Source organism: Rhizobium sp. PEPV16, assembly GCF_008919455.1.
Taxonomy (GTDB): domain Bacteria; phylum Pseudomonadota; class Alphaproteobacteria; order Rhizobiales; family Rhizobiaceae; genus Rhizobium; species Rhizobium leguminosarum_Q.
The window spans coordinates 1-15,587 of sequence record NZ_VSZV01000231.1; the positions used below are offsets into that span (position 1 = coordinate 1).

12 protein-coding genes and 4 pseudogenes are annotated in these 15,587 nt (G+C 56.6%); 5 read left to right on the top strand and 11 right to left on the bottom strand.

Going from position 1 to position 15,587, the window contains the following annotated elements:
- Positions 1–123 precede the first annotated feature (123 nt).
- Entirely contained in the window at positions 124–570 is a 447-nt protein-coding gene (locus FY112_RS07985) for a helix-turn-helix domain-containing protein (protein WP_151518118.1), read from the top strand.
- Between the two features lie 213 nt (positions 571–783).
- On the opposite strand, the pseudogene FY112_RS37515 reads toward FY112_RS07985, so the two are convergent.
- From FY112_RS37515 to FY112_RS08005, 4 genes and pseudogenes are all read right to left on the bottom strand, one after another.
- Positions 784–1,071: pseudogene (locus FY112_RS37515) on the bottom strand (dienelactone hydrolase); the annotation flags it as partial.
- 418 nt (positions 1,072–1,489) lie between these two features.
- On the bottom strand, positions 1,490–1,969 hold the full coding sequence (locus tag FY112_RS07995; protein ID WP_151518119.1) for a molybdopterin-dependent oxidoreductase: 480 nt from the start codon (positions 1,967–1,969) through the stop codon (positions 1,490–1,492).
- Positions 1,970–2,118: 149 nt separating this feature from the next.
- Positions 2,119–3,279 (bottom strand): M20 aminoacylase family protein, encoded by a 1,161-nt coding sequence (locus FY112_RS08000; RefSeq protein WP_151518120.1) that lies wholly within the window; start codon positions 3,277–3,279, stop codon positions 2,119–2,121.
- 755 nt (positions 3,280–4,034) lie between these two features.
- Positions 4,035–4,836, bottom strand: a pseudogene (locus FY112_RS08005) (LysR family transcriptional regulator).
- A 77-nt stretch (positions 4,837–4,913) separates the two neighbouring features.
- On the opposite strand from FY112_RS08005, the gene FY112_RS08010 reads away from it, so the two are divergent.
- Together FY112_RS08010 and FY112_RS08015 are read left to right on the top strand one after the other, a co-directional pair.
- Positions 4,914–5,219, top strand: a complete 306-nt coding sequence (locus tag FY112_RS08010) for a nuclear transport factor 2 family protein (RefSeq protein ID WP_151518121.1) — start codon at positions 4,914–4,916, stop codon at positions 5,217–5,219.
- A complete protein-coding gene (locus FY112_RS08015; protein WP_151518122.1) occupies positions 5,219–5,998 on the top strand; it encodes an SDR family oxidoreductase in 780 nt (259 codons plus the stop codon). The genes FY112_RS08010 and FY112_RS08015 overlap by 1 nt, the downstream gene beginning before the upstream one ends.
- A 796-nt stretch (positions 5,999–6,794) precedes the next feature.
- On the opposite strand, the gene FY112_RS08020 is transcribed toward FY112_RS08015, so the two are convergent.
- The 6 genes and pseudogenes from FY112_RS08020 to FY112_RS08050 form a co-directional block, all read right to left on the bottom strand.
- Positions 6,795–7,127 (bottom strand): DUF1127 domain-containing protein, encoded by a 333-nt coding sequence (locus FY112_RS08020; RefSeq protein WP_181018181.1) that lies wholly within the window; start codon positions 7,125–7,127, stop codon positions 6,795–6,797.
- A 391-nt stretch (positions 7,128–7,518) separates the two neighbouring features.
- Positions 7,519–7,775 (bottom strand): annotated as a pseudogene (locus tag FY112_RS08025) (tautomerase family protein).
- Between the two features lie 181 nt (positions 7,776–7,956).
- Positions 7,957–9,132, bottom strand: a complete 1,176-nt coding sequence (locus tag FY112_RS08035) for a cytochrome P450 (RefSeq protein WP_151518124.1) — start codon at positions 9,130–9,132, stop codon at positions 7,957–7,959.
- 518 nt (positions 9,133–9,650) lie between these two features.
- Complete coding sequence (locus FY112_RS08040) at positions 9,651–10,754, bottom strand: helix-turn-helix domain-containing protein (protein WP_151518125.1); 1,104 nt, start codon at positions 10,752–10,754, stop codon at positions 9,651–9,653.
- 577 nt (positions 10,755–11,331) lie between these two features.
- Positions 11,332–12,030: a fumarylacetoacetate hydrolase family protein gene (locus FY112_RS08045; RefSeq protein ID WP_181018182.1), complete on the bottom strand. Its 699-nt coding sequence runs from the start codon at positions 12,028–12,030 to the stop codon at positions 11,332–11,334.
- 539 nt (positions 12,031–12,569) lie between these two features.
- Complete coding sequence (locus tag FY112_RS08050) at positions 12,570–13,322, bottom strand: alpha/beta hydrolase (RefSeq protein ID WP_181018183.1); 753 nt, start codon at positions 13,320–13,322, stop codon at positions 12,570–12,572.
- Positions 13,323–13,925: 603 nt separating this feature from the next.
- Here FY112_RS08050 and FY112_RS08055 point away from each other — a divergent pair.
- On the top strand, positions 13,926–14,786 hold the full coding sequence (locus tag FY112_RS08055) for an extradiol ring-cleavage dioxygenase (protein ID WP_151518128.1): 861 nt from the start codon (positions 13,926–13,928) through the stop codon (positions 14,784–14,786).
- A complete protein-coding gene (locus tag FY112_RS08060) occupies positions 14,783–15,154 on the top strand; it encodes a hypothetical protein (protein WP_132613534.1) in 372 nt (123 codons plus the stop codon). Before FY112_RS08055 ends, FY112_RS08060 begins: the two co-directional genes overlap by 4 nt.
- Here FY112_RS08060 and FY112_RS08065 read toward each other — a convergent pair.
- A pseudogene (locus FY112_RS08065) lies at positions 15,151–15,587 on the bottom strand (IS481-like element ISRel12 family transposase); the annotation flags it as partial. The gene FY112_RS08060 and the pseudogene FY112_RS08065 overlap by 4 nt on opposite strands.

Here is a 15,587-nt window from a genome sequence, read left to right on the forward strand (position 1 = left end):
CTCCTTCTTGAGGTGAAACGGCTGGAACAGGCCCTCCGGTGCCAGCGCGTCCTTCTTTTCACTGCCGTCAAGTAGGAGTATGACGCTCTGAATGAAGTACGTACAAAGAGAGCATGTAGTATCATGGATGATAGTGCCAAGCCGAAGCGCAAGCGCAGTACGGCCAACCGGACTGGATGCGCCGTGGAAGCGACAATCTCGGTCATCGGGGGTCTGTGGAAGCCGGTGATCCTGTTTCATCTGCTAGATGGCAAACTGCGGTTCAACGCGATCTGCCGCCTCACTCCCGCTGCGACGCCGCGAATGATCACGCTTCAACTCAGGGAGTTGGAAGCCGACGGCGTTATCAACCGCATCATTTATTCGGAGATTCCGCCTAAGGTGGAGTACGAGCTCACGGAGCTGGGAAAATCCTTGGAACCTGTGCTTGTTAGTATGTGCAACTGGGGTACGCGGCTGCAGGAGCTAAGCGGTCTGCCTGTTGATACCGGCAGCTGCAGAAGCACTTTACGGCAGCAAGAGCTGATCGATGGGCTTACGCCCTTCTCAATCGAAGGCGATGTCAACTGATCCACCGTATTGCGATGGCTTTTCACGAAAATTGACAGTGACAGCTTTGCGGCCCTCCTCCCGGATCCGGCGACAGGGAAGCTCCCGTCTTACACCGAGCGCACGGAACGACCTCAAAAATGACAAGAGGCTGGCGTGGTCAAGGTCATGTCCGCCGGCGGGAACTGACTCTAGGCTAATCAGCGAGCGGCCCGGCGACAGAATTCTCCAAAGCTAGCTTTGTGTAACATCTGCAAGCGAGGCGGCTTGGGTCTCGAGCGCCAGGCACGCGCCGGTCCATGCATCGACATCCGCCCCCAGTGCTGTCTGCAGCCACGCAGCTGTCAGCCGCTTCGTGGCTTCCAACACGTCCGGCGCCTCGATCTCGGTTTCCTTGGCATCGAGACCAGCGATACCGCCAAGTCCGTGGCCAACGCCGTGCAGCGTCAGAAGGGCGTCAGCGCCCGGCGCATCATAAAAGGCATCCGCATGCCACCCCGGCCCGCGCGTGGTGAAATGCGGACCTCGCAGCTCACAATCTGCTGCGCTACACAGGGCTGTGTTTCGGCGAGGCGCTTGACCCCCGGCACAAGCGCCGAAAGATGACCCGGCTAGACAGCGAAAAATTAAAATACATCAGTAGGTTACTTGGTAGTGTCTGGGGTCATCCTTCCGCGCAAACTTGGAGGCCGGATCACAACCCGGCGATGCAGAGAGAACTCGCCCTTGACCACTTTATACCTCGAAGAGCCGCGCCAAATTTGCGAATATTGATCAAACCGACCTGAGCAAGGCGGGCAATATCAAGCACTTTGACTCACCCGACTAAGGCGCCGCCGGTTCAAATCCCATCAAGGCGACGGAAGCGTACTTTGGCCGGTTCTGCCAAATCACCGCAGAGCCGTGTTCGGGTCCAGCCGCGAGACCGAGAGCCGGCTTCTTATGGAAGAGCCTTGCGAACGGTTATGCGATTGAGCTGCTTTACCCATCGCGACCGGCGCGCGTCATCCGGAGAAATTACCTGAAGGGGGCCGTCTGAAGCCCCAATCGGTTCACCGTCCAGCTCGTCGGCAACAATGAATCGTCCGGTGTCAAACTCGGGCAGCGCAAAAACTGCGCCAAAGCCATCCGCTCCCAACGCCACAATGAATTTATCGATATCCTTGCCTCTCAACTGAGCCTTTATTGGAACACTTGCTAACGCCAGGATCCTACCGAGGTCCACGCCGGAATATTTGTAGATTGTCCCATCCTGACCCTTCACTTCGAGGTCGACATGCGGAAGGTTTTTGAACTGGGCATCGGTGATTTCCATGGGAGGCTTGACTTCCCCGTCGAGTACCAGTGTGCCGGCCATTCCTGCTGTGGCGGTGAAACACCACAGTAATCCCGCAAACAAACGAAGTCGCATTCCTGTCATGTCACCCTCTACTTATTCGCTACGAACCACGTCAACCTCACCCAGCATTGCGACTGCCCCGACGCGAACATCGGGCCATCGCGACGTTCGGTCGGCCCGACACGCGGGCGTAACATTGCCTTCAGGCACCCGGTTCGAGGGTTACGCCGTCACGCGGCAAGTGCTGTCTCAGCCAAATTGACCCAATAGGCTATGCCGTAAGGAATGGCATCATCATTGAAATCGTAGGCTGGATTATGGAGACCTGCCGTCTCCCCGTTCCCAATGATGATGATGGATCCTGGCCGCGCCTCAAGCATGAAGGAAAAGTCCTCTGCCGCCATACGTGGCTCGAGATCGCTATTTACGGCCGCGGCACCGACGATCGATCGTGCAACACTTGCCGCAAGATCAGTCTGCGCATCATGATTGAACGTAACCGGATAGCCCCGACTGTGCGAGACATCCGCGCTCGCGCCATGAGCTACCGCGATTGAGCCTACAAGATCGCCCAATCGCCGTTCCGCAAAGTCGCGTAACTCAGGCCGCAGCGTGCGGATGGTTCCGGCCAGTCTGACTGTGCTTGGAATGACGTTATGCGTATCTCCGCCGTGGATCGACGCAACAGTGATAACTACGGCCTGCAAAGGGTCCGTTTCACGCGACACCACAGACTGAAGTGCGATGACAATATGCGAGGCCGCGACGACAGGATCGACTGAAAGATGGGGCTGCCCGGCATGGCTCCCACGCCCCTTCACAGTGATCTCGAAGGTGTCGGCCGAGGCCAGGATAGCACCTTTCCTGATCGCGAATTGCCCGATCGGTATATGTGGCTCATTGTGCATGCCGTAGACTTGAGCGATCTTAAACCTGTCCATCAATCCGTCATTGATCATCGCAAGCGCGCCCGCTCCTCCCTCCTCGGCTGGCTGGAAGATGACTGCCACAGTGCCCTTGAAGTTACGAGTTTCCGAAAGGTATCGCGCCGCACCCAGCAGCATGGCCATGTGGCCGTCATGTCCACACGAGTGAGCTCTTCCGGAGATTTTCGAAGTCCAGGCTTTGCCGCTGGATTCCAGGATTGGAAGCGCATCCATATCCGCACGCAACCCTATCACGGGCCCGCCGCCCAGCTTCCCGCCGATGAGCCCGACCACCCCCGATTTACCGATACCGGTTTCGACCGTATCGCACCCGAAGGCTGAAAGCTTCTCTGCAATGAAGCCCGCAGTCTCGTTAACATCATAAAGAAGCTCCGGATTCTGGTGAAGATGGCGCCTCCACTGTATGATATCGGATTGCATAAAGGTCTTCAGAATGATCGGCATTTGATGATCCAATGATTATAAGGTTGGACTGAGGAGGTCACGGGTGACCTTCCCACCGTGGTTTCCGGTCGAGAAACGTGGCGCGCAGCCGACACATGGAACAGTTCGTGATCGCAGCGATAAGGTTCGTCGGCGACGTTGAGGTGGGACAATGGTTGTTTAAGAGCGAGGTTGACGTCGCGATGCAACGAGTTCAGCTATTGCGCTTCTCCGCTAGGTTGTTCAAACCGGCGGTCCAAGCAATTCGTCATAGTGATAGCGTTTGCGTCGACCTCGCACGGTCCTCTTCGCGATATTTCTGTCTCCTTTAAAACTGCATAGCTCCCTGGAGGGTTCGTCTGCGGGATCAGTCCCTGAAGCGTACCGGTCGCCGCCTGCTGGGCCGTTCGATATGCGGATACGGTTCCTCAACGATGTCAAACCAATACGTTTTCCGTTGCTGATGTAATCCGTCTGGAAGCTTGATCGATTGATCTGGGAAGTTGGCAGCGCGCCGCGGCCGTTTTGGCGCAGCTGAGGCTCTTGCCAACAAGGAGAGGACAGTCAGCACCTCGAAGGCGCGGGTCTTGGTTCCATTTGCTGATCGTGCCGTCCGCCGCATAATCGGATATCTGTTGGCAGGCCTGCAGCGCTTAGGCCAAAGATGCCAGGCTCCGCGCGCCTGACCTTCTCCACTTGTCGCTGTCATGCCTTCACGATCTTCGATCGGACCTTTCGCTTCGGCATATGGGTCATCGTGGCGCTCGGCTTTCGCGCTAGCGTCTGTTTGAAGCAAGCGTAGCAAGTCGCGCCTGTTCGCGGGCGAGTTGAAGAAAGGCTTTCATACCGGCCGAGAGATTCTGACGACCTGAATAGTAGAGACAGAGCCCCGGAAACGGTGGCGTCCAATCCTCCAGCACGCGCACGAGTCGCCCCGTGTCGATGTCTGCAATGACGTCCTGTTCCAAGAAGAAGCCGAGACCGACACCTTCAAGGACGGCCATACTTGCAAGGCTGGCCTCGTCAAGATCGGAAAAATATGCGCTAGAACCCACGATGGATGACGCTGAGGGCGACCAAGCGCAACGGTGGTCATGTCGCTGGAAACGAGGTCGGCCACCCTCACGCCCATATCAAAGAACTCGGCAACGATATCGACTAGTCTGCCTTCCGTGACCAGATCGACGGCCATGTCCGGATAGCGACGAAGAAACTCCAGGACAAGCGGCGACATGATTGCCCGCGCAGCGAAGGGCGCCGCATTGATGCGTATCGTTCCAGACGGCGTATCGCGTTGCGATCGATCCGAATCCATTGCGCCATAAAAGTTCTTGAAGCGCGGTCTCACCTTTTCCAAGACCAATTTTCCGGCATCGGTCGGCGAGACACTGCGTGTCGTACGATTGAATAAACGAACACCGAGGCTGGGTTCGAGCTTGGCGATCGAACGACTGAGGGCGGTTGTTGATATTCCAAGATCGATGGCGGCCGCGCGACACGTTACCGTCGTGCGATGGCGACTAGCGCAGATCGTTGACGCCAGCTTGGTTCATTGTCCCGTTTTGTGCAATTCGACATCCTCGATTATCCCACTTATCTATGCAGTATTCGAGCCGTATGTATCAAGCCTGGAAACATCAGCGGGGAGAATTGCGATGAACATGCCGAGCATTGTCAGGTTCTACTTTGACGCCGACGGTCGAAACGACGCAGACACCCTGATTTGCGAGCAGGGCGTGGTCGTGGATGAGGGCACCGGGCATGAAGGGCGTGACGCGATCCGTAGCTGGCCGCAAAGAAAAAGAGTCAACACGTCACCGGTCTCCATCGAGGCCGCGGGCGACGATAACAGCTTTTGGGTTCGTGCACGGGTCAGCGGCCAATTCCCCAGTAGCCCAGTCACTCTAGACCAAACCTTCACCGCAGAAAACGGCAAGATCAACAAGTTGGAGATTGTATAATGGTAGAGTTCGTTACGTTGCAGGGCAAACGCGCCCTCATCACCGCCGGGACGAAGGGAGCAGGCGCCGCCGTCGTTGACCTATTTCGCGATTTGGGTGCGCAGGTTCTGACAACGGCCCGCACGCGCCCTGACTCACTATCGGAAGACGAGTTCATCGAGGCCGACCTCACAACGGATGACGGCTGCGCGACTGTCGCGCGGGCCGCGCGTCAGCGCTTCGGATCCATAGACATCATCGTTCACATGCTTGGCGGCTCCTCAGCGCCGGGCGGGGGATTTGCAGCGTTGACGGACGCTCAATGGGATAAGGAACTGTCTCTCAACCTGTTCCCTGCCATCCGGCTCGACCGGTACCTTGTTCCGCACATGGTCGAGCGAGGAAGCGGCGTGGTCGTCCATGTTTCGTCGATCCAAAGACTGATGCCGCTTCCGGAAGCAACAACGGCATATGCTGCTGCAAAAGCTGCGCTTTCGACGTACAGCAAGGCGCTGTCGAAAGAGGTGTCGACGAAGGGTGTGCGCGTAGTGCGGGTGTCGCCGGGCTGGATCGAAACGGAAGCATCAGTTCGACTCGCTGAACGTCTAGCAGAACAGGCAGGCACGGACTACGAGGGCGGCAAGAAGATGATCATGGACAGTCTCGGCGGGATACCGCTTGGGCGACCGGCGAAACCGCAGGAGGTTGCCGACCTCGTCGCCTTCCTGTCATCCGATCGCGCTTCATCGATCACAGGCACTGAACATCTGATCGATGGGGGAACCGTCCCAACAGTTTAGACTTGCGATGCTCGGCGGGCTGGCCTGCCCGCCGAGCCCGAAGTATGCCGATAGCAATGGCTGTTTGATGGTTGGTCCATCGCCTCCCTAACGCTCCGCCAGCGACGCGACGATGTTACAAAGCCACGGCTCCTTAGCAGGCGCGAGGTCGTTCAAGCCCAAGCTCGAAGCGGTCAGCGCCAGGCGCTGTTGCCTTGTATTCGGTCAATCTCGACGCTGTCTTCAACCACATGCAATGCGGCAACATTGGCACGCGCAAAACTCTCAGACAAATAGCGGATTTCGCTATTGGCAGATAATCGCAGTGGCGCAACGCATTGATTTCCTTGCAGCCAAATATGGCGTCGACTGATCTAATCGCGGGAATTGTTTAAGCGGTACGCAAAAACGGCTTCAGTCTGCCAAGGGAAAAAGCCGCTGGTGCGGTCTGGTAATTTCGGACGGCCCGATGCCGCGGTCGCCAACGGCTGGCGATATCAAAAGACTGGAGTGAGCCTGCGGCTGATTTCGATGCGGCCGAGGCTCTTCCCATGGATTCCGCCGTTGACATTGACAGTACATCCAATTCTTGATGGGTGTTCTGAACTTTATCATTCGCCTTCAAGGAACCGTTTTGTCACGGACGCAGCGGATCGGAGGGGCCGATCCTATTTTATTTCCGCCGCGTTAGCTCGTGATGGGGGCGAACCTTCCAAGCATTTCTGCCGGCCCAGTAAGACGTTTTGGATGCGATCGCCTTGGCTGAGGGGTTGGTCTAGCACCATACGCCATCGAGAAATCACGGCATCACCGTCTTTCAAATTCTCACTTCAAAGCTGTGATAATAATCGCCGGAGACCGCCCTCTGGTCGGCTTTATCTTCATTCGCCGTGCCGATCGCCACAATTTTGCGATCAGAACCCGGGAGATCCCGAGCCGCGTACTTGATATGGCAGCGCGACAGGCCGATATCCTTCAGTAAATGATCCGGCAAGGCTAGAAGGTCGGATCGAATTCTATCGTTCTCTCGCAGAAGCCGTTGTCGTCCGATATATGCACGCACATGCGCGGTTATCGTGCGCAGCAAGCCTGCCCCTCGGTCATTGGAACCAATGCCCGATATCTTGCTCCTGGCGTGGTGTGACGTCATTTCGGTATTCCCAGGTTGATTTCGATTAATTGGCCGGCTCACCGCCGGCGGTGGTCGCATAATCGTCGCGACCCGCACTGCGGCAATTTCAGAAACAGGGGCAAGTGTTTCAGTCGAAACGAGCCTCCTTTGCTCACTTACGTGAAGATCAAGCAGCTAGAGTTTGTGCGTCGTAGAATGAGGATCTGGTAAAAAGTTGTAGGTGCCCTGGAAGTGAACCAGCGTGCAGCTTCAGACGACGCGGCCTGCTGGAAAATAGGTCTCAAATTTCGCTCTCAGAGCGGCTGAGCGGCTCGGCACTGTGGGCATCTTCGATGTGCGCAACACCGGCAGCGGCACCGGAAAATCTTTCGTAGCAGCAGGGGTAAATATCGCCGGTTTTCAGTGTCTTTTATAAGCTCTCCGCCAGCGCGTAATTATTTCCGCCTGGCTGCCATTTGGAAGGCTGCTTGCGACATTCAGGCACCGGCAGGCCGCCGCCCCAGTTCTCCATCTCGATTCCGTGGATGACGACAAAGGTACTGTCTTGCGGCTTGCCGAGGATCCCGAAGAGCAGATCGCTGACGCCGTTGATCAAGGCGGCTTATGTTCCGGCGTGGTGCTAGCCGCACCCGGAACCGTGCCTTCGCGCGTCACTTTGATATTCACATAAGGCTTTGACGTTCTCTTTGAAGGACGAGCGCTGTCCGTCCGTCTCCTTTATCGCTTCAAGGCCAGCGGCCGGCGTGCTGGCCGCCATCGACATTCAGCGTCTCGCCGACGACGAATCCGGCATGCTCCAGATAGTGCACGGTACAATCATACGCATGCCGACGCGCCGCCCGGCATCCTAGCATGGCCAGCTGACGCAGAAGCTGCGTGGAGTGCGAATGAAGAGGTGACCGCTAAAAACTGGAAAATCCTCCAGTCGAAGTTTCGGCAGCCGCGACGCGAAGACGGCAAGGGCTTCTTCGAGTTCGGCCCGGGCGAGGTGATCGGCAACGCACCGGTGCGCACCGGCGCCGAACGCAAGATGTAGCCTCGGCCGGTCGTCGCGATGAATATCGAATGTGCTCGGGCGTTTGAATACCCTTTCATCACGAAGCGCCGACATTGTGGACAGGATAACGAGGCAGTTGGCGGGCAAGGTCGTTTCCTGAAGCTCAACAGGTTCGGCGGTGGCACGCACCAAGCCCGCGATGCCCGGTTCATATCGCATGGTCTCGCTTACCGCGCCCGGGATGAGGCTCGCATCGCCACAGACCGAATTCCACTGATTGCGATGCTGCAGCAGAAGCGAGATCTGCGCCGCGAGCGAAGCCCGGACAGATTCAGCACCGCCTAGGATCAGCTGGATTATCTGGACAACGGTCTCGATCGGAGCCAGACCTTCCGCCTCTCCTTCGGCCTTCACGGCGGAAAGGAAGTCCGATGTGCCGCTCCTGGTCTTTTCACGCAACTTCCATTCAAGATAATCACGCACATATTCCGCCGCGGCCGAAGACACGGCTATGTCAGCATCCGTCGAAGCCGGAGCGAAAAACCGTCCCAGTTCCTCAACCCGGCTTACGAAACGTTTCTGTTCATTCACTTCCACGCCCAGGAGACCGGCGAGCGCCAGTATCGGGATCGGATTTGCGAACTGACTGACGAATTCTGCGCTTCCATTCTCATAGACGGCATCGATCAGCTTTTCCGTCGCTGCGCGTACTTGGCTTCGCAGATCGCTGGCCAACACGGTCGCTAAACCGCGGGATATGATCATTCGGCGAGCCTGGTGCTGGGCACCATTGGCAGTGAGCATACCAAGCCCGAAAATGTCATGAAGTACGCCCGTGACCACGCCACGCGATTCCGGCAATGCTGTCCCGGTGGCGACGACTCGCGGATCAGAACTCAGTTTCAACACATCATCGTGACGGAGAACGAATATGCCGCCCCCTTCGTAGTCGACGCAGGGGCTCACTGCGCGCCAGCGCTCGAAGGCAGCGTGGGCATTGGCGTTCAATTCGGCTGTTGTCAGCATGACATCTCCATTCTTGTAGCCGGCGATGAGGCCGTCATAACAATGCGCTTGTTGCTGAAAACATCATATCTATCAAATGTATCATTTCAACGCATGTGGAAGCTGAATCCGTTACAGATGTAACGCGGATCGAACCTCCCGACGGTTCCGCGATGTCAGTGCATTCGGGAGCCGCCTGGGTTCCAAAAAGGAAAACCAATGCCCCTGAAAAAGGGTGCCGGCGACTGCGTGGGAAGCCCGGACCTTCAATCGGTTGAGCAGCCCTCGGGGTGCGTCATCCAACCTGAAGATTTTTGACCGCCCGTCCCAACCAGTCTGCGCGCGGAAATGCGGGCGCAGACGTTTTAGCCGGCGCGGCCCTTCCTCTTAGCAGAGATACACAGAGAATGACCGGCACGGAACGACGGACTTTAGGAGGTGACAGGGCTTGCTGCCGGTTTGCTCCTCATCGGAATCCGAGCTCGAAGAACCTCACCCTGGTCTGGCTCGCTCGGCATTCGATCAGATGCATTCAAGCGCTATCGTCGAGCGAAATCCAAATCCCACCCGCCGCTGGCTTTGATTTGCAGGTGGCGAAGTTGTCGTTCTTGCGAACGTGACTTGATGGTTTGCGCGGCCGCATCAGCAAGGGCCGTCAGCGCACTACGATCGTCTGCGCCGAATTCTCGCGTCACGCGATCAATGATGCAGATGGACCCGAGAGCAAACCCATTTTCATCACGAACGGGGGCGCCGGCATAGAAACGAAAGAAGTGTGGCGCACCGAGGGTCGGGTTATCCTTGAAGCGTGGATCGCTTGGAAGATCATTCAAAACCGTCAGTTCATTGGCCGCGAGAGTGTAGTTACAGAAAGACCACTCACGAGGCGTCAGTTCACCGTCATATCCAGCCCTGGCCTTAAACCATTGCTCTGTTGACGTAAGCAACGTGAACATCGCTATCGGCGCGTGGAATATGCGTATGGCCATGTCAATCAACGCATCGAAGGCCGCTTCGCGAGGCGAATAGAGCAAACCTGACGCTTTCACAGCCTTCAGGCGGTCTCCTTCATTTGCGGGGAGGGGATAGGTCAGGTTCGTGACTGCGACGGACGGCCGATCTTTCAAATGCTCGAAGATCGCCGCAATAGCGAGGTCGACAGGCTGATCGATGTTGATCGCAAAGGGTTGCCTCTTGTTCGCGCTGGAAACCTCGGCTCCGACTTTGGTCCGCAACACCGTCAATGCCGAAGAGAGCAAAGGGTCCTCGCAGAGCTTTTTTGCCAATCGTACACGCTCGTCACCCTCGTCGTTCTCTATAACGATCAGGTCGGGCAGGGACTCGCCGATAACCACGGCTGCAACTAGCGGATCTTCGAGGACCTTGACCATATATCCATGTCCGGACAAGGAGCGCCAGGCATTGGTATTTTCCGGACGTGCTAGCACAACCGCGACGGCACGCACTTTGGTATCGGATTGCCTCGATGCGAGCATTTCAACGATCGCAACGCGAGGGATGCGTCGATGGCCACCAGGCGTCTTCCACGACGGAATCTCGCCGCTTTCGACCCACAACTGGGCGGTCCGTACTGAAACGCCCAGTAATTTCGCCGTCTGGGCAGTCGTGAGGATCTCGTCCAACGCCAAATTCTCCGCTTTTGGAGGACGGGGTACACCTGCCGACAGCCTTTAGCAATTGATAAATTTGATAGTTGTAATGTATTTAGAACATCAACATATTCTTCACTTCCCGGCAAGCGAAGGTTCAGGAAATGATGCCGGTTAGGAAGACGTCTGGACGCCGGGACTTTTCGTCCACCCCTCCGCCCGCCTAAGCGCGCGCACAAGAAGGGAAGGAATCATGCAAACCGACTGGCAGCGAAGGAATCAGAGCCACGTCTGGAGTGTTGAGTCTAGTGCGAGTTGGCCTCCGGCCACCGAAAGTAGGTTCGAACCAGCGCCTGTCGACACGATCTCATGGTCGACGCTAATACGCTTCAATGTCCTGCGAGACGGCTCGCCAGCGATGAATACACAACGATCAAAGCTTAGGAGAAAGCAACAATGTCAGACGCATATTGCTCGCTAGGCAGTGATGCTGCTGCCTGGCGCGTGGCGGCAGTTTAAACCTTGAGGCCAATCTATCGCCTGCCGATGCGACCTCCCAACGATCGGCCTGCGAACTCGAGCCGACGGGGTACGATCGTGTTGACCCCAGCTAATTCCCAATGCGATTAGTCAACGTTCCAAGGCCATTGATCTCGAGTTGAACCTCATCGCCTCTAGCGGGAAAACGCCCGATCTCGAGGCCACAGCACCCCGCAAGGGTGCCGGTGGATAAAAGGTCTCCAGGATAGACAGTCTCTCCCATCGCTGCGTAGGAGACGACCTCGCCAAGGTCGTGCTGGGCGTTTTCGGTGTTACCTTCGCACCAGATGTCGCCGTTGACGCGCACCTTGCCTGTCAATTGGTTGAATCGCGGAAGTATCTCGTCAGCGGTCACGACGATGGCCCCGATCGCGCCAGCAAAGGTTTTTGCCTTGACCACGCCGCCGAATGTACCGCGCCGCGTATCGTCCCACTGCACGTCACGCGCACTCCAATCATTGACAATACAGAAGCCGCCTATCGCCGAAAGACCTTCGCTAGGCGTGCAATCGCGCACTTGCTTAGCGATGACCAGGCCGATCTCGAGTTCAAAATCCACGACATCCGAAAATGACGGCCATGGAAGTTCTTCTCCATCTTCCATGAGTGAACGGTGGTTGCTCATATAATATTGTGGGAAGCGGTAGTAATTGGGCCTGGGCCGCATGGGTGGTATGGGTTTTCGGGTGAGCCGCTCATAACCCGCCGCTATGGATTTCAGCAGGGGGGATCCAAAACATGAGACCATCCCCCTTGCTGCCGTCGTCATATGTCTCTCCCAGAGAGCGAACGATCGGAGTGATCCAGGCTTGAACGGCAAGCCACGGGGGGCACCGCCGCGCTCGCCGAGGCATTTGGCAAGCGCGTCAGATTCCAACGATAGAAGCGCCAGCAGATCGTCTGAGTGTGGGTGATCTATTAGGCGCCAAATGCCAACATCTTCATCGAAACCGACTGCCCGACCGGCATTCAAACCAAGTTTCATTCTAGAGTCCTTCCTATGCGGTGACGGAAGCCCGTCTTCAAGTTGCCGAAAAGCCAACCGCTAGCTCCTGGCGAGCTGCGCGCCAGGGGTGGCTCGTGTTGCTTAGGACCGAGGACGCAAGTTGGGTTCGTCACGAAAGCGGTGTGATCGGCGCCTGACCACCCGGTCCATGGATGCCAGGCGACATATGAATGTCCCGATCAACTGATAGCCGGGCAGGAGAAGAACAAAGTGTCGCTCACAAAAAGCGACACTTTGTTGATGCTTGCGCTGCCAAATTGTCTTCCCCGTCTTCGTCATCATAGGGCACGGCGCGAGTGGGGTCAGTTGTGCTCGGCGCGCTCGACGTCACGAAGGAATTCGGCGACATACTGGTTAAAAACAGGGCTAACTTGCAGGAATGGCGCATGCCCCGCAAAATCAATCCGAAAGCATTTATCCCGCCATAAGTTGGCGTACGGAACGCGATCAATATAGTCGAGGTTGACAATTTGATCCGCAGCGCCATTGACAACCGCGGTCAGCGTTTTGGTCGAACCCATCACCTCGCGCTGGTTGCTCTTTTCTGCGACGCGCGCTTGGGAGAACAGCGTGGTTCGAAAATCGCCATCAGTTCTCGCTGCCGCTTGCACGAGTTCAGGCGTTGCCGAGCTGCCGAACACACGGTCCGCAAACTGGGCTGCCTGGTCTTGCGAAAAAGACGATGACGCCGCAAGTCCCTTCAGGAGGCTTCCGCGGAAACCCTCCGAGATGTCCTCGCCCACAGGCGGGGTACCTGTGATGAAGAGGCCACGGAAATTCGGTTGGCGAGATGCCATCTCAATCGCAACGTGACCGCCGAGTGACCATCCCAGCAAGACAGGATTTCGAACGTCGAGCGCTTCCAGCACCTCCAGGGCGGCGTCGGCGAGACCGGGCAAGGGGTAGGTTCTTTCCTTTTCGCGCGCATCTTCTGATTGGCCGTGCCCTGGCAGGTCGAAACAAATCAAACGGTGGGCCTCGCCGAGCCCTGAGTGCAATTGTCGCTCGAATACGGCGCGGCAGGATGAATTTCCGTGAATGAGGACGACGTCCAAGCCTTTTCCTGTCGTCATCTCGGTTGCGATTACGCAATGGGACGTCTCTACTTTCCTATTAATCGTTTCGACCATTAAAATGATGCTCTCTGTGGTGTTGCTGAAGCGTCCTGGAATCGGTTGCTTCCGGCTAGCGACCCTTTTCGCCATCGCGAAAGGTGTCGTCTTTTATAAGCCTTCGAACATGACTGAACGGCGCCATCTCTCGCCTGTCCCTCCATCACGCGTCCCGATTTAGAGCGAGCCAAAGCTCAGACATATGTCGGAAATTCCCGACTTTGTTACAGCCGTAGCCAAAACCCGAAGAATTCCAGGGCTTGCTCGCCGGCTGGTCTGGGGACGGAGCCGCTCCAAACGCTCGAGGTGCTTCACGGGCGGGACATGCAATGAGTTTGATCGAGCAACGTGTGCCGAACCGCCGTTTTCGCCTCCCGGGCCAACGACGATGAAACTATTTCATCTGCAACCCAGCGGCCCTCCCGCTGAAATGGAGTCGCGCAAAACACCCGCTAGCAATGAGGTGCACAGTCGACGATGCGCCTCTTGCGGCCTGTCGACGCAATCTATTGCCCTTATACACTCGCAAGCATTGGAGGAGAAATATTGGCAAACCTTGTCGCAGCGCTCGCCTCAACCCATCACCCGTTTTACCTTAAGGCGACAACCGCCCCTCCCGGGGAACAAATGCCGCAAGCACAGATCTGGAAGGAGAAGATCGAGGCATATCGCGAGACGCTCACGAAGGCGAAGCCCGATCTTCTGGTGATGGTCGGCTCCGATCATTTCCACCAGCTCTTCCTGGATAACTACCCGCAGTTTCTGATCGGCAAGGCACCCGCATACGACGCGACATTCTATAACGAGGTGCGCGAGTTCGGGCTGCCCAAATACCTGTTGCAAGGCGACGAGGAAATGTCGGGCTTCATGCATCAGTCGTTTCTCGATCAGGACTTTGATGTCGCCTTATCGAATGAACTCAAAATCGACCACTCGATCATCTGCCCGATCATTACGCTTCGGCCAACCAACGATCTGCCTGTTGTGCCGATCTACACCAACATATTCGCTCCGCCTTTGCCGTCGCCTAAGCGATTCTATGACCTGGGGCGCGCCATCCGCAAAGCTGTCATGGACTATCCGGCGGACATTCGTGTCGCCGTGATCGGGACAGGGCATCTGTCCCTGGAGTTGGGTGGCCCGCGACAGTTCATGGAAACCGGCCCCGATCCCGCCTTCGATCGTCAAGCGATCGATTGGGTACGGCATGCGGATATCGACTCGATCCTTGCGAATGTAACCCATGCCTCACTTCAAGGACATGGAAACGCGACCCACGGCTTCCTGAATTTCATTCTGATGCTTGGCGTCGCCGGTCGCCAGGTCGCCGATCATGCAGACAGCCTGGACCTCTTTCACACCATGGAGGCCTATTTCACTTGGTCCCTTGAAGGGAGCGCATTATGAGCAAATACTACGTCAACAAATTCCTCTTCATGGTTGACCGCGACCCGCAGCTGCTTCGCCGCTATGCTGATGATCCAGCCTCCCTCGTGGCTGCTTGGGAACAGGCACTCGGCCCTGCCCTGTTGGGAAACGAGACAGAAGACTCCAGCGTGCACAGCCTTACTGAATATGAGAGGGATGCGCTGGTACGTCACGATTACGTCGCGCTTTTCGAAATGGGAGCGCATTTCTTTCTCAACCTGACGATATTCATCGGTATTTATGATGAGCCGTACCGAGCCAAATCGGGTCCGCTGTCATTCCAGCGCACATTTGCATCGGATTTGAAGGACTGGGCGGGTCGCGAGTATCCGTCAGTCGCGACCTAGGTGTTTAGTCCCGGCATTTGATGGATCGGATCGATGATGAATCGATCTGGCTCCAAAGTCCATCGTTTGCAGATGAACTCGTAAGGCGTGAGGCCCTTTAGCGTCTTGAGCCGGCGCCCGAAATTGTAGGCGTCGATAAAGTCGGCCAGATGTTTTTTCAACTGCGCATGATCGTCGTAGTGGAAGCGCTTGACGGTCGCCTCCTTGATCGTTCGGTTCATCCGCTCGACCTGCCCGTTGGTCCAGGGGTGCTTTACCTTGGTCAGGCGATGCTCGATGCTGTGATCGTCGCAGACCCAGTCGAAGATGTGCTGGAAAGCATTTCGATCAGAAGCTCGGTTGGTGAACTGAATGCCATTATCGGTCAAAACGGTGTGAATGGTGTAGGGCACTGCCGCGATCAAATTGCGCAAGAACTGGGCGGCATTCATCT